25 protein-coding genes and 2 tRNA genes are annotated in these 22,585 nt (G+C 66.7%); 8 read left to right on the forward strand and 19 right to left on the reverse strand.

Features of this window, described 5'->3' with window-relative positions; all coding sequences use genetic code 11:
- Nucleotides 1–35: 35 nt before the first annotated feature.
- From AC1DW4_RS03520 to AC1DW4_RS03555, 8 genes are all read right to left on the reverse strand, one after another.
- Nucleotides 36–125, reverse strand: a tRNA-Ser gene (locus AC1DW4_RS03520).
- Nucleotides 126–212: 87 nt separating this feature from the next.
- The gene (locus tag AC1DW4_RS03525; RefSeq protein ID WP_477015846.1) at nucleotides 213–1,148 is read right to left on the reverse strand and encodes an NUDIX hydrolase; all 936 of its coding nucleotides are present in this window, start codon (nucleotides 1,146–1,148) and stop codon (nucleotides 213–215) included.
- A 3-nt stretch (nucleotides 1,149–1,151) separates the two neighbouring features.
- The gene (locus AC1DW4_RS03530) at nucleotides 1,152–1,745 is read right to left on the reverse strand and encodes a YfbR-like 5'-deoxynucleotidase (RefSeq protein WP_477016209.1); all 594 of its coding nucleotides are present in this window, start codon (nucleotides 1,743–1,745) and stop codon (nucleotides 1,152–1,154) included.
- A gap of 162 nt (nucleotides 1,746–1,907) precedes the next feature.
- Nucleotides 1,908–2,789 carry a methyltransferase type 11 gene (locus tag AC1DW4_RS03535; protein ID WP_477015847.1) on the reverse strand — a complete coding sequence of 294 codons (882 nt, stop codon included), beginning with the start codon at nucleotides 2,787–2,789 and terminating at the stop codon, nucleotides 1,908–1,910.
- 110 nt (nucleotides 2,790–2,899) lie between these two features.
- Nucleotides 2,900–3,772: an AAA family ATPase gene (locus tag AC1DW4_RS03540; RefSeq protein ID WP_477015848.1), complete on the reverse strand. Its 873-nt coding sequence runs from the start codon at nucleotides 3,770–3,772 to the stop codon at nucleotides 2,900–2,902.
- Nucleotides 3,773–3,839: 67 nt separating this feature from the next.
- Nucleotides 3,840–4,079 carry a hypothetical protein gene (locus tag AC1DW4_RS03545; protein WP_477015849.1) on the reverse strand — a complete coding sequence of 80 codons (240 nt, stop codon included), beginning with the start codon at nucleotides 4,077–4,079 and terminating at the stop codon, nucleotides 3,840–3,842.
- Nucleotides 4,076–4,519, reverse strand: coding sequence for a hypothetical protein (locus tag AC1DW4_RS03550; RefSeq protein WP_477015850.1), 444 nt, complete (start codon nucleotides 4,517–4,519; stop codon nucleotides 4,076–4,078). The genes AC1DW4_RS03545 and AC1DW4_RS03550 overlap by 4 nt, the downstream gene beginning before the upstream one ends.
- Before the next feature lie 35 nt (nucleotides 4,520–4,554).
- Nucleotides 4,555–6,363, reverse strand: coding sequence for a tetratricopeptide repeat protein (locus tag AC1DW4_RS03555; protein ID WP_477015851.1), 1,809 nt, complete (start codon nucleotides 6,361–6,363; stop codon nucleotides 4,555–4,557).
- A gap of 132 nt (nucleotides 6,364–6,495) precedes the next feature.
- Here AC1DW4_RS03555 and flbT point away from each other — a divergent pair, with 132 nt between their 5' ends.
- From flbT to AC1DW4_RS03570, 3 genes are all read left to right on the forward strand, one after another.
- Nucleotides 6,496–6,879 (forward strand): flagellar biosynthesis repressor FlbT, encoded by a 384-nt coding sequence (gene flbT / locus AC1DW4_RS03560; protein WP_477015852.1) that lies wholly within the window; start codon nucleotides 6,496–6,498, stop codon nucleotides 6,877–6,879.
- Nucleotides 6,876–7,241 carry a flagellar biosynthesis regulator FlaF gene (gene flaF, locus AC1DW4_RS03565; RefSeq protein ID WP_477016210.1) on the forward strand — a complete coding sequence of 122 codons (366 nt, stop codon included), beginning with the start codon at nucleotides 6,876–6,878 and terminating at the stop codon, nucleotides 7,239–7,241. The genes flbT and flaF overlap by 4 nt, the downstream gene beginning before the upstream one ends.
- 192 nt (nucleotides 7,242–7,433) lie before the next feature.
- Nucleotides 7,434–8,264 carry a flagellin gene (locus tag AC1DW4_RS03570; protein ID WP_477015853.1) on the forward strand — a complete coding sequence of 277 codons (831 nt, stop codon included), beginning with the start codon at nucleotides 7,434–7,436 and terminating at the stop codon, nucleotides 8,262–8,264.
- Between the two features lie 355 nt (nucleotides 8,265–8,619).
- Here AC1DW4_RS03570 and AC1DW4_RS03575 read toward each other — a convergent pair whose 3' ends face one another.
- From AC1DW4_RS03575 to AC1DW4_RS03615, 9 genes are all read right to left on the reverse strand, one after another.
- Entirely contained in the window at nucleotides 8,620–9,243 is a 624-nt protein-coding gene (locus AC1DW4_RS03575) for an exopolysaccharide biosynthesis protein (RefSeq protein ID WP_477015854.1), read from the reverse strand.
- 59 nt (nucleotides 9,244–9,302) lie between these two features.
- Complete coding sequence (locus AC1DW4_RS03580) at nucleotides 9,303–9,938, reverse strand: exopolysaccharide biosynthesis protein (RefSeq protein ID WP_477015855.1); 636 nt, start codon at nucleotides 9,936–9,938, stop codon at nucleotides 9,303–9,305.
- 75 nt (nucleotides 9,939–10,013) lie between these two features.
- On the reverse strand, nucleotides 10,014–10,649 hold the full coding sequence (locus AC1DW4_RS03585; protein ID WP_477015856.1) for an exopolysaccharide biosynthesis protein: 636 nt from the start codon (nucleotides 10,647–10,649) through the stop codon (nucleotides 10,014–10,016).
- Between the two features lie 40 nt (nucleotides 10,650–10,689).
- Nucleotides 10,690–10,878, reverse strand: coding sequence for a DUF3008 family protein (locus AC1DW4_RS03590; protein WP_477015857.1), 189 nt, complete (start codon nucleotides 10,876–10,878; stop codon nucleotides 10,690–10,692).
- A gap of 48 nt (nucleotides 10,879–10,926) precedes the next feature.
- Nucleotides 10,927–12,096, reverse strand: coding sequence for an isovaleryl-CoA dehydrogenase (locus AC1DW4_RS03595; protein WP_477015858.1), 1,170 nt, complete (start codon nucleotides 12,094–12,096; stop codon nucleotides 10,927–10,929).
- A gap of 40 nt (nucleotides 12,097–12,136) precedes the next feature.
- Complete coding sequence (locus AC1DW4_RS03600) at nucleotides 12,137–13,624, reverse strand: lysozyme (protein ID WP_477015859.1); 1,488 nt, start codon at nucleotides 13,622–13,624, stop codon at nucleotides 12,137–12,139.
- Nucleotides 13,625–13,725: 101 nt separating this feature from the next.
- Complete coding sequence (gene mgtE, locus AC1DW4_RS03605) at nucleotides 13,726–15,129, reverse strand: magnesium transporter (protein WP_477015860.1); 1,404 nt, start codon at nucleotides 15,127–15,129, stop codon at nucleotides 13,726–13,728.
- 67 nt (nucleotides 15,130–15,196) lie between these two features.
- Nucleotides 15,197–15,281: transfer RNA gene (locus AC1DW4_RS03610), tRNA-Leu, on the reverse strand.
- Between the two features lie 51 nt (nucleotides 15,282–15,332).
- Nucleotides 15,333–15,584 carry a FliM/FliN family flagellar motor switch protein gene (locus AC1DW4_RS03615; RefSeq protein WP_477015861.1) on the reverse strand — a complete coding sequence of 84 codons (252 nt, stop codon included), beginning with the start codon at nucleotides 15,582–15,584 and terminating at the stop codon, nucleotides 15,333–15,335.
- A 76-nt stretch (nucleotides 15,585–15,660) separates the two neighbouring features.
- Between AC1DW4_RS03615 and lipB the strand changes: the two genes are divergently transcribed.
- Together lipB and AC1DW4_RS03625 are read left to right on the forward strand one after the other, a co-directional pair.
- Nucleotides 15,661–16,359 (forward strand): lipoyl(octanoyl) transferase LipB, encoded by a 699-nt coding sequence (lipB, locus tag AC1DW4_RS03620; RefSeq protein WP_477015862.1) that lies wholly within the window; start codon nucleotides 15,661–15,663, stop codon nucleotides 16,357–16,359.
- Between the two features lie 82 nt (nucleotides 16,360–16,441).
- A complete protein-coding gene (locus AC1DW4_RS03625) occupies nucleotides 16,442–18,298 on the forward strand; it encodes an ABCB family ABC transporter ATP-binding protein/permease (RefSeq protein WP_477015863.1) in 1,857 nt (618 codons plus the stop codon).
- Here AC1DW4_RS03625 and AC1DW4_RS03630 read toward each other — a convergent pair.
- On the reverse strand, nucleotides 18,295–19,242 hold the full coding sequence (locus AC1DW4_RS03630; protein WP_477015864.1) for an acetyl-CoA carboxylase carboxyltransferase subunit alpha: 948 nt from the start codon (nucleotides 19,240–19,242) through the stop codon (nucleotides 18,295–18,297). The genes AC1DW4_RS03625 and AC1DW4_RS03630 overlap by 4 nt on opposite strands.
- A gap of 84 nt (nucleotides 19,243–19,326) precedes the next feature.
- Nucleotides 19,327–20,229, reverse strand: a complete 903-nt coding sequence (locus tag AC1DW4_RS03635; protein ID WP_477015865.1) for a tyrosine recombinase — start codon at nucleotides 20,227–20,229, stop codon at nucleotides 19,327–19,329.
- A gap of 83 nt (nucleotides 20,230–20,312) precedes the next feature.
- On the opposite strand from AC1DW4_RS03635, the gene AC1DW4_RS03640 reads away from it, so the two are divergent.
- The 3 genes from AC1DW4_RS03640 to AC1DW4_RS03650 are packed head-to-tail and all read left to right on the forward strand — an operon-like array spanning nucleotide 20,313 to nucleotide 22,584.
- Nucleotides 20,313–20,897: a shikimate kinase gene (locus AC1DW4_RS03640; protein WP_477015866.1), complete on the forward strand. Its 585-nt coding sequence runs from the start codon at nucleotides 20,313–20,315 to the stop codon at nucleotides 20,895–20,897.
- Complete coding sequence (gene aroB / locus AC1DW4_RS03645) at nucleotides 20,894–22,000, forward strand: 3-dehydroquinate synthase (RefSeq protein WP_477015867.1); 1,107 nt, start codon at nucleotides 20,894–20,896, stop codon at nucleotides 21,998–22,000. Before AC1DW4_RS03640 ends, aroB begins: the two co-directional genes overlap by 4 nt.
- Entirely contained in the window at nucleotides 21,997–22,584 is a 588-nt protein-coding gene (locus AC1DW4_RS03650) for a GNAT family N-acetyltransferase (protein ID WP_477015868.1), read from the forward strand. Before aroB ends, AC1DW4_RS03650 begins: the two co-directional genes overlap by 4 nt.
- Nucleotide 22,585: the final 1 nt, after the last annotated feature.

The raw sequence follows: 22,585 nt of genomic DNA on the forward strand, positions 1-22,585 counted from the left end.
GCTTCTAAGTAGCTGATCTGAAAGAGGAAAGCCGGTGGCGGAGAGGGTGGGATTCGAACCCACGGTACCCTTCCAGGCACGCCGCATTTCGAGTGCGGTACATTCGACCACTCTGCCACCTCTCCGCGGGGCCGTAGGACGCTCGGTCGAAAGCGAGGGGCTTCTCTAATGGCGCGGGACCGGTACCGCAAGCCGGAATGTGAAGCCTTTGTTCAGCGCAGCGCAGGCAGGGCCAGGCCGGGGGCCTGGCCGTCCTGGACGCCGGTTCCGGTGAAGCGAAACAACTCCGCCGGACGACCCCCGGTGCCTGTCGAAAGGCGGCCGGTGGGTTCCACCAGACCCGTGCGCTCGACGCCCCGGCGGAAGTTCTGCTTGTGCAGGTTCAGGCCGACGACCGCTTCCGCCGCCGCCTGCAACCCAGACAGGGTAAAGGTCTGCGGCATCAATTCGAACAGGACCGGTCGGTAGCGCAGCTTGCTGCGAAGACGCCCCAGACCCGTGGCGAGAATCCGGCGATGGTCCGAGATCATGGGGCGATCGCCCAGGTCCGGTGGCGCGGCGTCCAGACCGTCGCGGGCCGCTTCGGCGACCAGCCCGGCTTCGTAAAGAAGCTCGTAGCGATCCAATACGGCGGCTTCGTCCCAGCGGATCGACGAACCGAGGGCGAACAGGGCGTCGCCGCGCGACGACCGGCGGCCATCGGTCCCGATCCATGCCGACAGGGCATTGCGGATCGGGCCGGGCGTCCCGCCGGCGCGGCGATCTTCCCATGGAAACAGGTCGAGGACGGGCGTCCAGCGCGCGCCGGGCGGGGCGACGTCGACGGCATCGGCGGTCAGGGCCAGGTAGCCGACCGAAATCTCGCGCTGCCGATCCGGGCCCGGCGTCGCGCGCGGTGCGTCCCGGCCGGCGTCGCCGAAGGTGTAGAGCTGCTCAACGAAACCCAGGCCGAACCCGGTCTGGTCGGTCACGAACGCTCGCAGCGCGCGCTCGAAGGTGCGGTCGTGGACCGGGTCGAAGGGGCCGGAAGGCAAGGCCAGGTCTCCCCCCGCGTCCTCGGTCGTCAGGACGCACAGACGGCCATCGCGCACGGCCATGACGACGGCCGACAGGCTGATGCGAACGCCGTGCTCTCCGCCCCAGGCCATCGGCTATTCCGTATGCCAAGCGTCAGGCCCTGGCAGCGCACCGGTCGCCTGCGCCAGGATCCTGTACCGCTCAAGGTAGCGGGCCTGGGCGATGGGGGCGGGCAGGGGGTCGATCACCAGATCATAGCCCGGCGGTGGCGCGCCGAAGAAGCCGAGCGCCTCCTTTTCGGTGAACCCGGCCAGCTGGGTCGCCTCGAAGAAGGCGCAGGCCTTGTCGGCGGTCTTGATCAGCTTCTTGATGGGCAGGGGTGTCTTGGGCGGAAGGCCGAACCGGACATGGATGGCGTCCTCCAGCCGGGCCTCGAAGCTTTTGTAGCTGACACCGAGCGCCGCCTTGAAGGGCGAGATCATGTCGCCGATGACGTATTCGGAGGCATCGTGCAGCAGGGCGGCCAGCCGCCAGCGAGGGTCGAGCCCCGGCTTGATGTGGGCGGCGATTTCCTCGACGACGCAGCTGTGCTGGGCGACGGAAAAGGCATGTTCTCCGACCGTCTGGCCGTTCCAGCGCGCGACGCGCGCCAGTCCATGGGCGATGTCCTCGATTTCGATGTCGAAGGGCGAGGGGTCCAGCAGGTCCAGTCGCCGACCCGACAGCATCCGCTGCCAGGCGCGCGGCGCGTGCGCGGCGGCCTTGCGGGATCGAACGGGCGTAGTCTTTGCGAGATCGTCCAAAAGGGCAGGGTCCAACGGCGAACGGCAGGTCAGGTGACCCATACCGTCCCAGGGATCAAGCCGGAACTCTTCGGCGCCGCCGGGCGACTATTCCCCGACGTTCAGGGTGACCAGATCCTTGGCCGAGTCGAACACGCCGTCGCTGTCGCGATCCTTGGCACGCACCGTGGCGATGACCAGCGGTCCTCCGACGGGCCCACGGGCCTCGTAGCCGACCAGCCGCCAGCCTTCGTCTGCCGGGGTGTTGTCGGTCAGCATATAGGTCGTGCGTGTCGCGTCGCCCGGCGCACGCGTCCTGATTTCCGCGGCGTCGTCGTGGGCCTGGATGCTGACGCTATCGTCGCTGGAGCTGATGTCGGCGGTGCCATTCGCGTCGTCGGCATTGATGCTGAAGCCGCCGATGCGCACGCTGGCCCGGTCGCCGTCGGCGTTCACCTGCAGGCCGGGAAGGCGCACGCTGGCCCGATCGCCCTGGGTGTCGATGTTCATGCCGGGTCCGCGAACGGTGACCTGCTCGTCTCTGGTCGCCTCGGCGGCCGCGCTAGCCTTTTCGGCCTCACCCTGAGCGGCATCGGCCCGGACTCGGGCCGCGTCGGCGGCGACCCGCGCACGATCGGCATCGGCAGAGGCGCGGAGTTCGGCGGAGGTGTGGGGCATGGCCGCGGCCAGCATCGTCTGGAAGCGGGAGAGGACCGTGTCCACCGGCTCGTCGTCGAGTGTGACGAGGTGCAGCGACACTTCGGCGCCGCGCGGTCCGGAGTAGTTGCAGACGGTGCCGCCCGCCTGGGCAGTGCCCTTGCGCGTCAGCACACCGAGGGTTTCCGGACACTGAAGCGTTTCCACGACCTTGAGCACGCCCTTGGCGTCGGATTCTGTGGTGCTGCTGGAAATGCGAACGCCGTTCTCGCCGTCGCACCCGGCCGACAGGGCCGAGACCGCGCAGAGAGCGACGAAAAGGGGCAGGCGCATAACAACGTTCCTTTCGCCGCCTATCGTGACCATAAGCGCCATTCGATCCAGTGAAATCGCGGTAACCGGTCTGACGATATCTGTTCGCGCGGTGTCGGCATGACGGCAGCTTAGCCGCCGGGACGTGAACCTTCGCGACGGTTCAGGAAGGCCAGCCGCTCGAACAGGTGCACGTCCTGCTCGTTCTTCAGCAGGGCGCCATGCAGGGGTGGGATCAGCTTGTTGGGCGATTTTTCGCGCAGGGTGTCGGGCTGGACGTCGTCGACCATCAGCAGCTTCAGCCAGTCCAGCAGCTCTGACGTGGAGGGCTTCTTCTTCAGGCCCGGCGTGTCGCGGATCTCGTAGAAGGTTTTCAGCGCCTCTGACACCAGCCGTGGCTTGATGCCGGGGAAGTGGACATCGACGATCGCCTTCATGGTCTCGTCGTCGGGGAAGCGGATGTAGTGGAAGAAGCAGCGGCGCAGGAAGGCGTCGGGCAGTTCCTTCTCGTTGTTCGAGGTGATGACCACGATGGGGCGAACGGCCGCGCGGATCGTTTCGCCGGTCTCCTGAACGAAGAACTCCATGCGGTCGAGTTCCTGCAGCAGGTCGTTGGGGAACTCGATGTCGGCCTTGTCGATCTCGTCGATCAGCAGGATGGGGCGAACGGAGCTGGTGAAGGCTTCCCAGAGCTTGCCGGGCTTAAGATAATTGCGGACGTCCTGCACGCGCGGATCGCCCAGCTGGCTGTCGCGCAGGCGACTGACGGCATCGTACTCGTAGAGGCCGTTGTGGGCCTTGGTCGTGGACTTGATATGCCAGGTGATCAGGGGTGCATTAAGCGCCGCGGCCATCTCATAGGCCAGGACCGTCTTGCCGGTCCCGGGCTCGCCCTTGATGAGAAGGGGTCGCTCCAAGGCCACGGCGGCGTTGACCGCGATCTTCAGATCCCGGGTGGCGATGTAGTTCGAGGTGCCCTCGAACCGGTCGGTCGGCCGTGTCATCGATTGCTCCGTGGGTTCACTCCACGCCTAGCCGATGACACGGCCAGTTAACAACGATCAGTTTGCCTCAGGTGATCCTCTTGGCCGACACCGGATCGCTGGCAGGGAAGGTTTCCTCCACCCCCTCGTCGATCAGGGCCTCTTGAGGATCCTCGGCTGTCTTCTTCTTCTCATGAAGCTGGTCGTGGTCCTTGCGCATCGGCTCTGCACGACGGGCGTGAGGTGCCTCTACATCGTGGTCGGACGGCCGAGGCGATCCCGGCGCAGCGTCGTCGGCGGCATGCGGAACGGAGCGTTCATCGGTCATTGTTGGTCTCCTTCGGGGCCGTAGCCCAGATCTTCGATATCGTCGTCCGACAGGGTCTTGGCCTCCCAGTGAGCCGCGCTGGCCTGGGCTCCGCGCGCGTCTTCCATAAGGCCGGAATAGACCAACTCGATCTCGCCCTCGCCGGGTGCGTCGGCTCCGAGGTCAAGATCATTCACGCGTGCACCATTCGCGCCATACATCGGGTCGGCTTCGGGCTCCACGCCGTCGGCACCCAGGTCGTCGTCGATATCCTGATCGTCTTCGTTGAAATCTTCCTCGTCGGCATCGCCGTCGGCGGAGGTCACGTCCAGGACATCCGGCATCTCTTCGAACGTCCTGAACTCGTTGGTGACGCCGCCGGTCTCGGAGGCATCGACGTTGTCCTCGTCGAAGGCTTCGGACTGGTCCTGGTCGTCTCTGCCGCTGTCGATGTCGGTCATGGCCGGCTCCCTGTGTAGGAGCAGAACGTCAGCCGTCAGGCGGCGTTCCCGACCTCGCTTGCCAGAGCCGCCCGGACCGCCTCTATCGCGCGCGGCCATCCGTCGAACCCGCCGGTCGCGAAGGTCCGTACCCGCGGATAGAAGGGATAGCGATCCGTCGCCAGCAGGTGCCAGTCGTCCGGTGCGTGGATCAGCCAGGTCCGCGCCCCGGCCGCCGCCGCGATGTTCGTGCCTGCGATCCCAGGTCCGACGACCAGGTCCAGCGCGCAGGAAATGGCCGCCAGATCGTCCAGATCGTCCTTCAGGTCCATCGGCGGCGTCCAGATCCGAACCCCTGCCGCCTCGGCCGCCGCCAGATCCTCGGTCACGTCCCCGCATTGCAGGTTGACCATGACGCAGCCCGGCGCCGTCAGGACCGGCTTCCACCGCTCGAAGCTGGAGAAGTAGCGCGCCCGCACCCCCGTCAGGACCAGGCTCTTCCAGTGCAGGCCGACCTTCAGGCCGGGCCCGAGCGCCTCGAGTTCCGCCTTCCAGCGCGCGACCTTGATCGGGTCGGGGGTCAGGTATCCGTCACGGTAGGGGAAGTCGGTCAGGTCCCGGCGATAGACAGCGCACAGGCTGGCCATAGGTGTCCAGGCGTCGGCCTTGCCCTCGTCTTCGCCGATCTGCTCCATGAAGGGGCAATAGCGCGTCAACCGTCCCTCCAGCCGAACCGCGCGGTGCGCCCCGACGACCGCGGTGGGGAAGCTGCGCTGGTACAGGTCCACCAGACGCGCCTCGACAGCGATGAAGACCTTGCCGGACGGACCCACGGCTTCGATCACATCCGGCAGGCAGCCGCCGAAGACCATCTCGTCAGCGATACCCTGCTCGCCAACCACCAACAGGCGCTTACCGACGATGGGTTCGGTGGCCGGGTCCCAGCGCGGCGCGTCGACGACGACATGCATGGCCTCGGGCATTTCGGGATCCAGCCGGACCTCGTATTCCTCGAAGCCTTCCTTCAGGCGGCCCATCCCCATCAGGGTCATGGCGCGCGCCATGCGCATCATGGCCCGCTCGTAGGATGTCTCGGCACCGGGCAGGGCCTCGTCCAGATCGGCCAGCGCACGGTCGGCCTGCCCCAGGGGTTGCAAGACATTGGCGCGGTTGTAGCGGGCCTTGGCAAAGGCGGGGTCCAGCCTCAGTGCTTCGTCGAAAAAGGTCAGCGATTCGCTCATCTGCCCCTGATCGCTGAGCACGGTACCCAGGGTGTTCCACAGGACCGGGCTGGTCTGTTCGATCTGGATCAGGTCACGCAAGCGATCGACAGCCTCGCTGTAGCGCTTCTGGTCCCGCAGGACGCACGCCAGGTTGTTGGTGCCCTCGATATGGCCAGGCTCCACCGCCAGAAATTTCATCAGAAGCTTTTCGGCGATATCGAGATGCCCCAGGCGCTGGGCGAGCCGCGCCAGGTCGTGGGCGATGGCGGGGTCCTCGGGCAGGATGCGCAGCGCGGCCTCATAGGCATTCAGTGCCTCCGACAAATGGCCGCCCTTTTCGCGCGCGATGGCCAGGACGTGCCAGGCCAGGCCATGCCGTTCATCCGTCTGAAGCACGGTCAGGCAACGTCGGGTGGCCGTGGCGTAGTCGCCGACGCGGATCGCCGCGATGGCGGTCTTCAGGATTTCGATGGCCTTCTTTTGCGATTTGACGCTGGGACCCTTGCCGGCGAGCGCGTGGGACAGGCGGCGGATCGAGGCAGGGGAGGCGGCATCGCCGGCGGACCCCTGCGCGATCGGCATGTGACCGAGCGCGAGTTCGGACGGGGACAGGTCGTCTGGCGAAGGGGTGACATGGGTCATGGACGACTCGATCAGGCGGGGCAGCTAGGTTCAGATACCGTCTGGCATAGAACACATGGTTAACCACGGCTGTTTAGCCTGTGTCAGTCACCCCGCGCATAGTCAGGAGCACGGGCTGAAGGAGGCCCATCCATGCCCTTGAAGCTGTCGCTGAAGCCCGGAGAGAAGTTTGTCCTGAACGGCGCGGTCGTTCAGAACGGCGACCGTCGTGGCGTGCTGATCCTCCAGAACAAGGCGTCGGTCCTGCGCGAGAAGGACATCATGCAGCTGGACGAGGTCACGACCCCGGCCAAGCGCATCTATTTCCCCGTCATGATGATGTATCTGGACGAGAGCGCCGCGCCCAAGGTCTATGACGAGTTCGTCACGCGACTGTCGGAGTTCATGGGCGCGACCCGCAATCCGGTCGCCATGGCCGACTGCGTCGCCTGCTCCAAACATGTCCTGGCGCGCGAATACTACAAGGCCCTGATGGCGGCGCGTAAGCTGGTGGATTACGAGGAAAGTCTCGTCTGATGCTGAAAGCCTATGCACAGACGTCCACGCGGACGGAGACGCCGCGGGAAATGGAGTACCGGCTGTTCGGCCAGGTCACGCGGGCGCTGATGCACGCCGCGACCGTGGATCCCACCGACGTCAAGACCCGGATCGATGCGCTGGACTGGAACAGACGCCTGTGGTCGGTGCTGGCCACCGACTGCTCGGATTCGGACAATCAGTTGAACAACCCGCTCAAGGCCCAGATCATCTCGATCAGCCTTTTCGTCAGCCGTCACTCCTCGGCCATCATGCGGGGCGAGGACGACTTCGAGGCCCTGATCGACATCAATCGGTCGATCATGCAGGGCCTGGCCCCCCAGGGTCAGCCAGCCGGCTGAGGCCAGCGGCGGCTCGGCAATCCTGGACCGTGACCGGCGAAATATTGCCGGGCCGACACGGCGGGCCCATAGTTTAATCAATCTTTCCAGATGGATGGCTCCGGCCCGGTCCTTGCGACGTCGCGCGCAGGACCAGAACCGGTTCAACGGCCAGAAGGCCGTCTCCCCCGACCAGAATGGAAGGACTGTCTCATGGCCAACTCGGTCAATACGAATCTCGGCGCCCTCATCGCGCTGCAAAACTTGAACGCCACCAACGTCGAACTGTCGGCGACCCAATCCCGGATCAACACCGGCAAGAAGGTCGCCAGCGCAAAGGACAACGGGGCCATCTGGGCGATCGCCCAGGGTCAACGGGCCGATATCGGCGCCCTGGGGGCGGTCAAATCCTCGCTCGACCGCGGCGTATCGGCGGTGGACGTGGGCCTGGCGGCCGGTGAGAGCATTTCGGATCTTCTGATCCAACTGAAGGAGAAGGCCCTGGCGGCGACGGACAAGTCGCTGTCGACGTCATCGAGGAGCGCCCTGAACGAGGACTTCAAGGCCATCCGCGACCAGATCACCACGGTTGCCAACAACGCCGATTTCAACGGGATCAACCTGCTGAAGACCGGCGCGACCGGCTTCCAGGCTCTGGCCAATGCGGCGGGCACTGCGACCCTGACGGTCGGCGCCGAGGTGCTGGCCCTGGGGTCGACGAACGTCACCGTGACGGCCACCACGACCATCGGCACCTCGACCCTGGCCACCACGGCCCTGGGTCTGGTGAACGCCTCCATCGACAAGGTCTCGGGCGCGCTGGCGCGTCTGGGCACCAAGTCGAAGGCGCTGGAGACCCATCGCACCTTCGTCGGGAAACTGACGGACGCCCTGGAATCCGGTGTCGGCAATCTGGTGGACGCCGATCTGGCGAAGGAAAGCGCCAAGCTCCAGTCGCTGCAGACCAAGCAGCAACTGGGTGTTCAGGCTCTGGGCATCGCCAACCAGTCGCCTCAGGTCATTTTGAGCCTGTTCCGTAACTAAGCGTCAGACGCCGGGGGTTCGCGCCCCCGGCGTTTTGCGTTCTTGAGGGGCGCGACCGCTCGCGACGCGGTCGCTCGCTGCTTGAGCGCAGGTGTCTGGCCTATGGGCCGCGACCATCCGCCATCACGAAACCGGCATCGGGGCTTTGCGGATCGGCCGAAGCGGTCCTACCTTTGACGTCCTGTTCAACAGCGAAAGGAGGTGATCAAGTGATCTCATTGTCCCAAACCCGTACGGTGACCGAAACTTGGTCCTCCCACGAGGTCCGGGGCTGATCCTTTCAGCCTGGTTTTAGGTCCGACCGTCACGCGGTCAGACAATGAGGGCCGTCGGAGCGATCCGGCGGCCCTTTTTGCTAACCTATGTGCAGCGTGTGCTGCACCCCGTGGAACAGGGCGACCAGCGATTCCCACGCCAGGACGTAGGTAACGACGCTGATCGCTACCATCAGCCAGGCTCCGATCAGGATCACGCCGTCTCGCGCCATCAGACCCAGGCCGAACAGCACCAGGGCCAGATCGGGCAGGACGTCGATTAGGGGGGCGGATGTGCCCATCATCAGCGCCATCAGCACGGCCACGATACCGATCAGGATATCGGCGACCTTGCCGGTCATGAACAGCAGACGCGGCCGCGATAGGCTCTCGAAGCGACGGACCATGCCCATGATCTTGCCGCTGGCTCCCCGATAGAAGCCGCGTGACACCGACGCCTTGCCCGCCCAGGCGGGCAGCCACACCTCGTGTCGCAGCAGGGTCAGCTGGACGGCCATCAGAATGATGGCGACGGCGAACAGGGCCTTGCCCCCCGGCGGCCAGGGGATCATCGCCACCAGGGCGAGCACCAGGATCAGGGCGCCGAAGCCTCGTTCGCCGAACCGATCGACGACTTCGTGCAGCGACAGTTTCGGGTTGTCGCCGTGGCCCAGTTCCTCGAGCACTTCGGAAAAGGTGCGGGCGTGAGTCTGCGAAACGGGCATCGGTCATCCAGAAGGGGACGTCAGCTTTAGGCGGGGAGGTCGATCCGCGCCACCGACGATTACACCAGTTGCTGAAACCAGTGCAGCGAGGTCTGAAAGGCCGCGACGATCAGGTTCCATGCCGCCCACACAAAGACGCCGAACCCGACGACGCCCAGCCATGCGGCGGCGATCAACACGCCGTCCCGCTGCATCAGGCCGAAACCGAACAGGGCCACGAACAGCGATGGAAACAGGTTGCCGCCAAAGATCGGCAGCATGACGATCACGGTCAGCAGGCTGGTCACGATGCCGATGAGGACCTCTGAAACCTCGCTGCTCATGACGCTGAGGCGCGGGCGGGACAGGCGTTCGACCTGGGTCAGGGGCTTGCGCACTTTCGAGATCGTGGTCCGATAGCTGTCGCGCGGAATACTGCTCTTGAGCGCCCAGGCCGGCATCCAAAGCTGGTCGCGGCGGATCACCAGATGCAGACAGATCAGCAGCAGCGGCGCGCCGAGAATGGTCGTCGAGCCGGGAATGGGAGAGGCGATGGCGTTCAGCAGCCCGAAGAAGACCATCAAGGCCCCGAAACCCCGCTCTCCGAAGGCATTGATCAGTTCGCCCAGATAGAGCTTGGGATCGTCCTTGGTCCCGATGTCGTCGAGCACAGCCGAGAAAGGGCGGTGATCGCTCTGAAAATCGTAATCGGGCATCAGGCGGCGCTCTGTCGGGGTCGATTGGGATTTAGGCACGCCGAGGGGCTTGCGCCACTTAACATTCCGCCATCTTCAAAAGCCCCGTCCAATCCAGTCGAACCCCAGCCTGAATCCGGCGACGACGAGATTCCAGGCGAAAATCAGCACCGCGACGGTAATGGCCGTGGTCACCCATCCCAGCAGCACCGCCAGGCCATCGCGCTGCATGATACCCAGGGCGAAAAAGCCGATGGCGATGGCCGGGATCAGGTTCCCCCCGAAGACCGGTAGCACCAGGATGGCCGACAGCATCAGGCAGGCCAGACCGATCAGTCCCTGACCCAGTCGCCCTGTCAGGAAATACAGCCGTGGCTTCGACAGCCCCTCGCTGTATCGGATCGGTTTCATCAGCCGGCCGCTCAACTTGCGGAATGTCTCGCGCCCGACCGAGGCCCGGCCCAGCCAGTGCGGCAGCCACAGGGTGTCGCGGCCCCAAGCCAGCTCGGCCGACAGGAACAGAAGCGGCGCGCCGGTCAGGGTCGTGCCGCCGGGCGGCCAGGGGAGCATGTTGACGATGGCGAAAAGCAGCATGACGGCCCCGAACGCCCGCTCTCCAAACGCCTCGACGATCTCGCCCAGGAACAGCTTCTCGCCGCCATGCGCTCCCAGCCGCTCCAGCGTATCGGAGAAGCGGATCGGTCGGCCGGTCGAGGTCACCGTCAGGCTCATGACAAGACCCTAGAGCGGGGCGGTGACGCTTTCGAGCGGCTCAATCCTTGGCGACGAGTTCGGGTTTGCCCTTGCGCTTGGTGTGGGCGAACTCCTCGAGCTGCTTCTCGCTCATGGACTCGACCATCGACTTGGACGCGCCCTTCAGTTCGGACTTGGGCGTGTCGCCGCGCTTGGCCGACAGGGCGGCTCCGGCGGCTTTCTGCTGGGCAGCGGATTTGGCGGGCATGGGTTATCTCCTTCCGAAGAAGAGAACCGCGTCGCTCGGAGCGGGTTCCTACGCTCCGAGCAGCTCCCGCCCGATCAGGAAGCGGCGGATCTCGTTGGTCCCCGCCCCGATGTCATACAGCTTGGCATCGCGGACCAGGCGTTCGACCGGCCAGTCCTTGGTATAGCCGGCGCCGCCCAGGGCCTGGACGGCTTCCAGCGACACCTTCACCGCGTTCTCCGACGCCAGCAAGATCGCGCCGGCCGCATCGTAGCGGGTGGTCAGGCCCGCGTCGCAGGCCTTGGCCACGGCGTAGACATAGGTGCGGGCCGAGTTCAAGGCGACGTACATGTCGGCGATCTTGCCCTGCATCAGCTGGAACGATCCGATCGGTTTGCCGAACTGCTTGCGATCCCGGACGTAGGGAAGCACGACGTCCAGCGCCGCCTGCATGATGCCCAGCGGACCGGCCGCCAGCACGGCGCGCTCATAGTCCAGGCCGCTCATCAGCACGCCCGCGCCGCCGCCGACCGGTCCCATGACGTTCTCTTCCGGGACTTCGCAGTCCTCGAACACCAGCTCGGCCGTGTCGGACCCGCGCATGCCCATCTTGTCCAGCTTCTTCGACACGCTGAAGCCCTTCATGCCCTTTTCGATCAGGAAGGCGGTGACCCCTTTGGATCCTGCCTCGGGATCGGACTTGGCATAGACGACCAGGGTGTCGGCTGAGGGGGCATTGGTGATCCAGAACTTGGTGCCGTTCAGTACGTAGCGGTCGCCGACCTTGCGCGCCTGTGTCCGCATGGAGATCACGTCGGAGCCGGAGCCGGCCTCGGACATCGCCAGGGAGCCGACGTGTTCGCCGCTGATCAGCTTGGGCAGATAGCGCTGCTTCTGCTCGGGCGTGCCCCAGCGACGGATCTGGTTGACGCACAGGTTGGAGTGGGCCCCGTAGGACAGGCCGATCGAGGCGGAGGCGCGACTGACCTCTTCCATCGCCACGACGTGCTCCAGATAGCCGAGGCCGAGGCCCCCCCATTCCTCCTCGACCGTGATACCGTGCAGGCCCAGATCGCCCATCTCGGGCCACAGGTCGCGGCGGAAGGTGTTGGTCTCGTCGATTTCGGCGGCGAGCGGGGCCAGCCGGTCGGCGGCCCAGCGGGCGGTGGTTTCGCGGATGGCGTCGGCGGTCTCACCGAGGCCGAATTCCATCGATTGGGGGGCGTTGGGAATGCTCATGGCAGCGGCCTAGCACCGCCCGAGCCGGTTCGCCAATGTCCTAGTTGTCGCCGCCCGGTAGCCCCCAGCGACGGTAGAGGTTGAACGAGGACACCCCGACGCAGCCCGCCCCGATCAGGGCCAGCACCCAGGCGATGATCGTCGTCTCGTCGCCGCCTGACTGCTCTGCCGCCAGGCGGAATGCGGCCATGGCGGCACCGAACGCCGTCAGTCCGACAGCGCCCATGATGACGAAGGCCCCCGTTTCGCTCCAGTCGAACGAAGCGGGCGCTTCGAACTCAATCTCCCCATGACGCAGAATCGGAGCCCCGCCCTGGGTCAGGGACAGATCTTCACCGAACAGCCCGCCATCCGTCGCCTCATCGGCATCCGCGCGCTCCGCAGGCGTCCAGGGCGCGCGCGTCATCGTCGGCGCCGGCACGTCGTCGAGCGGGCTCAGAACCAGCGGTTCGACATCGACCCGTTCGGAGAACGGGGAGGGTTCCGTCGCCGGCTGGCTTTCGACGAGGATCGGTGACGCCATCACCGCCGAGGGCTGCGACGTGTCGTCCGTGGCGGAGGTCGGCGCCGCCTCGACCACAGGATGAAGCGCAGGCTGGAGGAAGGGCAGGGGCCCGACCATGGTTCCGGCATAGGGGGTGTAACGCTGGATGGTGGGGGCGATGCGATCCGCTGGGAGGCGCGCGGACAGCGCCGGCGCATCGGCGGCGGGTATCGGATCGCTGTTGCCGGATACCGGTTTCGCCTGGTCCGTCGTCTCCTCGGCAGGCGAAGTCGTGCCCGATCCGATGGGGAGGTCGCCGCTGAGGTCGTTGGCCGGCTCCGGGAAGGCCTCGGTCGTAGCCTCGCGCTCGACAGCCGCTTCAGGCAGAGGAGGGGGTGGGGCAAAGGTCGGAAGAACGACCTCCTCGGTCTCTCCGAGCAGCATGGATACGGCGACGGTCCGCGGGTCCGCATCGTGAGGATCGGCGGACGTCGGTGCCCCGACGGCTTCCGACGCCGTCTCTGGCGCAGACGCCGCGTCCGGGTCAGCCATCGGTGAACTGGCCGGTGGCGCGAGGTCGATCGGCGCGGCCAGAAGATCGGACACGGCCACCGGGGCTTCCGGATCCGCCTTGAACAGCGCGCGCTCCGCCGCACGACGACGCAGAGCCGCTTGGGGCAAGGCGGGTTCGGGCCAGCCCAGCATGGCGTCGGCCGCCTGGCCGGCGGCTCCTTGCGCCAAATGCGACAGGACGTCCGAGGACTGGAACCGATCAACGCCCACCGAGTGGACGAAGCTGACCAGGGCATCGAACTGGTGCTGGTTTAGGACGGCGGACCCGGCCGCGTTCACCGACTTCTCGACCGGCAGAAGATCGTAGCGCAGCAGCAGTTCGGCGTCGGCTTCCGATACGGTGGCTCCCTCCCGCGCCGAAAGGGTGTGGCCATAGCCGATGATCCAGCCGCCCTCTTCGCGACGGATCGCGCGGGGGCGGAAGCCCTCGAAGCTCTTGATCAGGACGATGCCCTCGCGGGAAATCTTCATGGTCGGTCTGTTGGCGTCGGACACTGGCTGATGACCCAAAACGAGACGGGGCGCGCTCGCCCCGCAGGGGAGAGAGCAAGGCGCGGGCCGAATGGCTCGTCCTACAACAGGATCACGCCGGCCAGGCCCAGGAACGAGAGAAAACCCACAGTATCTGTGATCCAGGTCACGAACACCGGTGACGCCACGGCCGGATCGCGGTCCAGCCGGTCGAGCGCCAGCGGCACCAGTGTTCCCGCCAGGGACGCTGCGACCAGGTTGATCAGCACGGCAAGCCCGATGGTCAGTGAGAGCAGAGGTTCGCGGAACCAGATCCAGGCCACCCCCGCCAGCAGGGCTCCGATGGTGACGCCGTTGAACAGGCCCACCATCACCTCCCGCCCCAGGATGCGTGGGGCGTTGGCCGAGGTCAGCTCGCGCGAGGCGAGAGACCGCACGGCCACGGTCAGGGCCTGGGTGCCGGAGTTGCCGCCGATCGAGGCGACGACCGGCATCAGGATGGCCAGATAGACCAGGGCCTTCAGCTCGTTTTCGAACTGGCCGATGACCATGGAGGCGAACAGGGCGGTGCCCAGGTTGACGACCAGCCAGGGAATGCGCGACCGCACCACGCCGAACACGCCGGCACCCCGACTTTCGTCCGACACACCGGCCAGGCGCAGGATATCCTCGCGGTTCTCCTCCTGGATGATGTTGACGATGTCATCCACGGTGATCTGACCCACCAGCCGCCCGGCCGCATCGATCACCGGGGCCGAGATCAGGTGGTATTTCTCGAAGATGTAGGCGACCTCTTCCTGGTCGGTGTCGGCCGCGATGCCGTTCACCGGCTCCATCAGGTCCGACAGCTTGACCGTTCGCGCCGCGCGCAGCAGACCGCTGATCGGGATGCCGCCGACGGGTTTGTTGTGCGGATCGACGACATAGATGTCGAAGAACAGCTCCGGCAGGTCCTCGCCCTGGGCCCGGACGTGGTCGATGGTGTCGCCCACGCTCCAGAACAGGGGCGCGGCCATGACCTCGCGCTGCATCAGGCGGCCGGCGGTGTCCTCCGCATAACCCAGCGAGTTCTCGATGGCGGCACGGTCGGTCGCCGGCATGGCGGCCAGGACCTTTTCGCGCTGGTCGTCCTCCAGGTCCTCGACCACGGCGGCCGCGTCGTCGGAATCCAGCTCCTGCAGCGCCTCCGCCAGGGTGCCGGGCGCGACCCGTTCCAGCACCTCTTCCCGGATCCCGTCGTCAAGCTCCGGCAGGGTCTCGGCCAGAAGCTCGGGCGGCAGCCAGAGCACGACCACGCCCCGGTGCTCGGCCGTCAGAAAGCCCATCAGGTCGGCGACGTCGGCCGGATGCAGGTCTTCCAGCAGGGAACGCAGGCGCAGACCATCGCCGTCGTCGGCGGCGTCCACCACCTTTTCGACGAAGGACGCCGTCAGGACATAGTCCTCGTCCAGCGCCTCGTGGTCCTCGGTGACGACAGGGTCGAGAGTGGCGGTTCGTTCGCTCACGCGGGGGCCTCCCTCTCTCGATGTGAATCAGCCTGGTAGCAGCTGGGTTCTATCCTGTTTCGTCAGATGGTGCGGTCGAGAAGACTCGAACTTCCACGGGTTGCCCCACAGCGACCTCAACGCTGCGCGTCTACCAATTCCGCCACGACCGCTCGCATCGGAGCGGGGGCGATACCGTAAGGCGAACGGAAAGGAAAGAGGCGTCAGGCCGCGCCGGCCATGAAGTCATAGACATCGGCCGGGCGCGTCACCGTGATCGCGATGCGGTCGTCGCGGATTTCAATCATCCCGCGCGCGACGGGGTGGTTGTTGGCCAGGATCCAGACCTCGTCGTGTTCCGACGCGTCGAGCGGGATCACCGCGCCACGACCCATCCGCAGCAGCTGGGACATGGGCAGCACGGAACGGCCCAGCACGACGGACAGCTCGACGTCGACGGCTTCGATCTGGCTCAAGGGTTCTCCGGATACGCTGGAGGGTACAGACGACTGGACTTGCATTGGCGGCCCCCGGGGACACATTGGTCTCATCATGCTTGCCGAGCCGTTAAGCGCCGCCGTTTCCCCGCTGATTCGCCCCGATGGCCGCCCCGTCGAATGGGTCGTCGCGCCCGGCTACGTTCCGTATGACCTGGCTGTCGCCGAAATGGAGGTTCGCGTAGCTGCCATCGCGGCGGGGGAGGCGTCCGAGCGGGTCTGGTTGCTGGAGCACCCGCCCCTCTACAGCGCGGGGGTGTCGGCCAGGGACAGTGACCTTCTGGATGGGGCCCGGTTTCCCGTGCACCGGACGGGGCGGGGTGGACAGTTCACCTATCACGGGCCTGGGCAGCGCGTGGCCTATGTGATGCTGGACCTTAACGCGCGCGGAAAAGATGTGCGCGGCTTCGTGCGGGGGCTGGAAGCCTGGCTGATCGGGGCACTGGCCGAGTTTGGCATCGAGGCCGGCGTGCGCGAGGGCCGCGTCGGGGTCTGGGTCGAAAGGAAGGGGCCGGGGTGGGCGCGCGAGGACAAGATCGCGGCCATCGGCGTGAAGGTTCGCAAATGGGTCAGCTTTCACGGCATCAGCCTGAATGTGGAGCCCGACCTGACCCATTTCGACGGCATCGTGCCCTGCGGCATCAGCGAGCATGGGGTCACCAGCCTGATGGACCTCGGCATTGTCGCTGGCATGGATGAAGCGGACGCTGCGCTGAAGACCAGTTTCCGCAGGGTGTTCGGCCCCGTCACCTGAACTGCGTCTTTCGCACCGAAGCGGCGCAGTCCATATGCGAGACATGGCAAGAGGCGAGCGATCGGGACAACGGGGCGGGTCGATGGAGGCCAAGGCGCAACTGGCGGGCGTCGCCCTTGAAACGGCGGATGGGCCGAAGACGATCCCGGCTCTGTTGGACCTGATCCGCTTGGTCAGCCGTTCGGGCGCGCCGCAACTGCGTCTGCGGCTGTTCGCGTCGATCGCCCTGATCATCGCCAGCAAGGCCCTGGGCGTCCTGGCCCCTTTGGTCCTGGGGGCTGCGGTCAATCATCTGGCCAAGGATCAGCCGGCGGGGGTCTCCGTTGGCCTGGGCTTCGCGGCCTTCGCCGTGGGCTGGGCCATCGTGCGGTTCTTTTCGTCGGCCGCTCCCCAGCTGTCGGATGTCGTCTTCGCACCGGTCCGTCAGGCCGCCCAGCGGCGGGCCGCGACCGAGACGTTCGCCCACGCCCTGAACCTGTCGCTGGATTTCCACCAGACCAAGCGCTCGGGTGCCCTGTCGCGGACAGTCGATCGCGGTTCGCGATCCGTCGACTTTCTGCTGCGTATCCTGGCCTTCAATCTGGCCCCGACGGTCCTGGAGCTGGCGCTGGCGGCGGCCGTTCTTGGCGGCAAATACGACTGGCGGTTCGCGGGTGTCGCCGTGGTGGTGGTGGTTCTCTATACCGGCCTGACCTTTGCCATCTCCAACTGGCGGATCGAGCATCGCCGGACGATGAACACGGCCGATACCGAGGCGGCGGGTCAGGTCGTGGACGCCCTTCTGAACTACGAGACCGTCAAGTCGTTCGGAGCAGAGAGCCGGGCGGCTGACGGCTATGACCGGGCATTGGGGGCCTACAATGCCGCCGCGCTGAAGGCGAACAGCTCGCTGGCGCTGTTGAACGCGGTCCAGGCCCTGATCATGAACGTCGGTCTGGGGGTCATGGCTGTCATGGCCGGGTTCGAAGCCGCGGCCGGACGGATGGGGCCGGGCGATGTGACGGCCGCTGTCCTCATCATGATTTCGCTGTATGCCCCGCTGAACATCCTGGGCTTCGCCTATCGGGAAATCCGCCAGTCCTTCATCGACATGGAGGAGATGCTGAAGGTGACCCGTCAGTCGCCGCAAGTCGCCGACGCGCCTGGGGCTGCGGCCTTGATGCGGCCGCTCGACCAACGCGGCGGCTCGCTAGCGTTCGAAGACGTCTCGTTTCGCCATGACGCCCGCGCCAACGGGCTGGAGGATGTGTCGTTCCAGGTGGCACCGGGGACGACCACGGCCCTGGTCGGTCCATCGGGATCGGGCAAATCGACCATCGTCAAGCTGGCCCTGCGCCTGCTGGACCCTCAGACGGGCCGTGTGGTCATCGATGGTTCGGACGTTCGAGATGTCACCCAGGCCTCGCTGAGGCGAGCGGTGGCCCTGGTCCCTCAGGACGTCGCGCTGTTCAACGACAGTCTGCGCGTCAACATCGCCTTCGCCCGGCCCGATGCGGACGACGCTTCGATCTGGGCCGCGGCGGAGGCCGCCGAGCTTTCGGACTTCATTCGCGGCCTGCCCGAAGGGATGGAAACCCGCGTCGGCGAGCGCGGGTTGAAGCTGTCGGGGGGCGAGCGCCAGCGGGTGGGCATCGCCCGCGCTCTGCTGGCCGACCCGTGCATCCTGATTCTGGATGAGGCGACCAGCGCACTCGACAGCCGGACAGAGGCGGCGATCCAGAAGACCCTGCGCAAGGCCAAGGCGGGCCGCACCACCCTGGTCGTGGCCCATCGACTGTCGACCATCGCAGACGCCGAACAGATCCTCGTCCTCAAGGCTGGGCGCATCGTCGAACGCGGCGCGCACCATGAACTGGTTGCGCGCGTCGGTGGGGAATATGCGGCCCTGTGGAAAAAGCAGACGCGCGGCGCGCGTACCGCTGCCGACGTGGAGCCCTAGGCGCGGCCGATGGCGTAGAAGCGGTCCGACCGCTGCTTGCGTAATTCGGCGGGCGTCAACGTCAGCAGGGCCTGCAGCTCTTCCCAAACCGCATCACCGACCGATGTCATCGCCGCGGCCGGGTCCGCATGCGCACCACCCAGCGGTTCCGGGATCACTCGATCGACGATCTTCATCGTCATCAGGTCCGGCCCGGTGATCTTCATGGCGTTGGCCGCGTCCCTGGCCCGCGCGCCGTCGCGCCACAGGATACCGGCCGCGCCCTCCGGCGAAATCACAGAATAGATGGAGTGTTCCAGCATCAGCACGCGGTTGGCGGCGGCGAGCGCGATGGCCCCGCCCGATCCGCCTTCACCCGTGACCGTGGCGATCATCGGCGTGTTCAGGATCAGGCCCCGTTCGGTCGAGCGGGCAATGGCCTCGGCCTGACCGCGCTCCTCCGCCCCCAGGCCCGGATAGGCCCCGGCCGTGTCGACGAAGGTCAGGACGGGCAGGCCGAACCGGTCGGCCATGTCCATCAGGCGCACGGCCTTTCGATAGCCCTCGGGCCGGGCCATGCCGAAGTTGTGGGTCAGACGGGTGGCGGTGTCGTGGCCCTTCTCATGACCCATGACGACCACCGCCTGGCCCCGGAAACGGGCGAGGCCGCCCAGGATCGCCTGATCGTCCCCGAACTGACGGTCGCCGCGCAGCTCGACGTAGTCGGTGAACAGGGCGTCCAGATAGTCGACGAAGTGGGGACGCTGAGGGTGCCGGGCGACCTGGGTCTTCTTCCAGGGATCCAGCTCGGCATAAGTCTTCCTGCGAAGCTGATCCGCCTTTTTCTTCAGGCCTTCGATCTCGGTCTCGAACGAGCCGGAGGTCGCGGCCAGCAGACCGAGCTCCTCGATCTTGGCCTCAAGATCGGCGATCGGCTTTTCAAACTCGAGATAGTGGGTGGCCATGAGGCGTCCGATACGGGCGGGCGATCGCGCCCTGTCGCAAGGCGGCGGAACCTAGAGAGGTCAACGCCGGGGGGCAAGCGGGGTTCAGTCGTCCTTCGCCAAGGGATGGTGCCGGTTGACGACCTGGGTCAAGCGGTCGGTCGCGACATGGGTGTAGATTTGCGTCGTGGCGATGTCGGCGTGGCCCAGCAGGGTCTGGACGACGCGCAGGTCGGCCCCGCCCTCCAGCAGGTGGGTGGCGAAGGCGTGGCGCAGGACGTGGGGGCTGACGCGTGCGGGGTCGATCCCGGCGTCCATCGCCGCCTGATCCAACATTTGGGCGAACCGGCGTGGGGTCAGGTGGCCTGAAGCGGCACCGGACGGAAACAGCCACGGGCTGTCCGGCACCTTTTTCGGGCGTGCGGCGTCGCGGACGACCAGCCAGGCCTTCACCGCCTCCCGCGCCGATGCGTTCAGGGGGGCCAGCCGTTCCTTGCCGCCCTTGCCGCGCACGATCAGATAGGCCGGATCGCGCCGCACGGCCTCGACGCGCAGGGCCAGGAGTTCGGACACCCGCAGGCCAGAGGCATAGGCCAGCTCGACCAGGGCGATCATGCGCACCCCGGACGCACCATCGCGAGCGGCGGAGGCGGTCAGCAAATGAACCACTTCGTCACGCGTCAGGGTGCGGGGCAGGGGGCGGCCCTGTTTCGGCGCGTCGAGGCGGCGGGACGGGTCGTCCTTTCGCCAGCCTTCCCCCAGGGCGAAGCGATAGAACTGGCGCACGGCCGATCGTCGGCGGGCCGCCGTGGCGGCGGACAGGCCCCGCGTCGACAGGCCGGCGAACCAGGCCTCGATGTCGCTTTCGCTCGCGGCCATCAGGCCGGATGTGCCCAGGTGCGCCTCCGCATCGGCCAGATCGCGCGCATAGGCGGACAGGGTGTGGGGCGAGGCGTCGCGTTCGACGGCCATCATCTCCAGAAAGGCCTCGACCTGGGGTGTGGTCACGGACGGCGCATCCGCGTGTTCCGGTGGCGCACCGCGCCGCTTGGTGTAGAGATCGAGCCGATCATGTCAGTCCCTGCCTCTTTTTGCCGTCCGCTATCCCAGTGAGCCACGACCGCGCCCAGCCGCCGATTCCCAAGCCGGACCGCACCATAGCCCTGGTCGGGCTGATGGGCGTGGGCAAATCGACCGTGGGCCGACGGCTGGCGCAACGCCTGGGCCTTCCCTTCGTCGACGGCGACGACGCGATCGAGACGGCGGCGCGGATGACCGTGTCAGAAATCTTCGCCCAACTGGGCGAGGCGGAGTTCCGGGCGGGCGAGGCGCGGGTCATGCGGCGTCTGCTGGAGGGCCCGGCCATCGTTCTGGCCACCGGCGGAGGCGCGGTTCTGAATCCCGAGACGCGCGCCCTGATGAAGGCCAATGCCACCTCGGTCTGGATGAGGGCCGATATCGGGGTCGTGGCCTCGCGCGTGCAACGGCGCGACACGCGGCCCCTGCTGCGCGGCAAGGATCCCTTGCAGGCCCTGACCGCCATGGCCGAGGTCCGCTACCCCGTCTATGCGAACGCCGATGTGACCGTGGACGTGGGTGCGGGTGCCCATGCCCAGGCGGTCGAGGCGATCCTTCAGGCCCTGCAGACCCATTGGGCGACGGAGACGGCGCGATGACGACGGTGGTGCGGGTCGGGGGCGGCGACTTCCTGGTTTATGATGTCGTGGTCGGGCGCGGCCTGCTGGCGGAAGCGGGCGGGCGGATCGCCCCCTTCGAGCGCGGGCGGACCGTCGTCGTCAGCGACGAGACGGTGGCCACCCTGCATGGACCGGCGCTGAAGGCCTCGCTGGAGGCGGCCGGCGTCAAGACCGAGATCGTGACGGTCCCGGCGGGCGAGGCCTCGAAATCCTTCGCCGAGCTGGAGCGGCTGATGGACCGTCTGCTGGCGGCGGGCCTGGACCGCAAGGATGTCATCGTGGCGCTGGGCGGCGGGGTGGTCGGCGATCTGGCCGGGTTGGGGGCGGCGCTCTACATGCGCGGCATCGATTTCGTCCAGGTGCCGACGACCCTGCTGGCCCAGGTGGATTCGTCGGTCGGCGGCAAGACGGCGATCGACACGCCGCGCGGCAAGAACCTGGTTGGGGCATTCCATCAACCGCGGCTTGTGCTGGCCGACATCGACGTGCTGGCCACCCTGCCGGAGGTGCAGCTGCGTTCGGGCTGGGCGGAGGTGCTGAAGCATGGATTGATCTGCGACGCCGCCTTCTTCGACTGGCTGGCGAGCGAGGGAGCCGTCGGGGCGACGGGCGATCCCGATGCGCTGACCCGGGCCGTCATACGCTCGGTCGAGATCAAGTCGGCCATTGTCGGAGAAGACGAAAAGGAAGCCGGTCGCCGCGCGCTGCTGAACCTCGGTCACACCTTCGGCCACGCGATCGAGGCAGAACTGGGCTTCGAGGAAGCCGCCCTGACGCATGGCGAGGCGGTGGCGCTGGGCTGTGTGCTGGCGTTCCGCTACTCGGCCCGCCTGGGTCGCTGCGCGGCCGCCGATGCGGAACGGGTGACTGGGGTGACCGCGCGGGCGGGCCTGCCGACCGAACTGGCGCAGGCCGGCACCTTCACAGCCGAAGCGCTCATCGCGCGTATGGCGGGGGACAAGAAGGCGGAGGGCGGCAAACTGACTCTCGTCCTCGCCCGCGCAATCGGGGACGCGTTCGTCGAGAAGACCGTCGATGCCTCCGACCTGGCCGTGTTTCTGAGCGAGCAGGGCGCTCGGTGAAGATCGAGGCCGTGGTGCTGGAGGACGGGTTCGTCCGGCTTGAGCCATTGTCGGCTGACCTCAAAGAACCCCTGCGGGCCGCCCTGGACTGCGATGCCGCATCGTGGGACATCATGGTGGGGGCCGCCTATGGTCCCCATTTCGAGGCTTGGTGGACCGGGGCGCTGGCAGCGATGGCCGCGGGCACCCGGATCGCCTGGGCCGTGCGGCGACAGGACGATGGTGCCCTCGTCGGAACGACCAGCCTGTATGAAATCCGGACCGACCATCGCCGCTGCGAAATCGGCTCGACCTTCTATCGGCCCGAGGCGCGGGGCGGCCCGATCAACCCGGCCTGCAAGCGTCTGCTGCTGGGCCATGCCTTCGACGCGGGTGCGGTTCGGGTCGAAATCATCACCGATGCCGTCAACCTCGCCAGCCAGGCCGCCATTCGCAAACTGGGTGCGCGCGACGAAGGGGTGCTGAGAAAGCACAAGATCACCTGGACGGGCCGCGTGCGCGACACCGCGCAGTTCGCCATTCTTGACGACGACTGGCCGACGGTCAGGTCCGGTTTGGACGCAAGGCTGGCCCGCTTCGCGTGAT

The organism is Brevundimonas sp. P2_A6 (assembly GCF_056404975.1).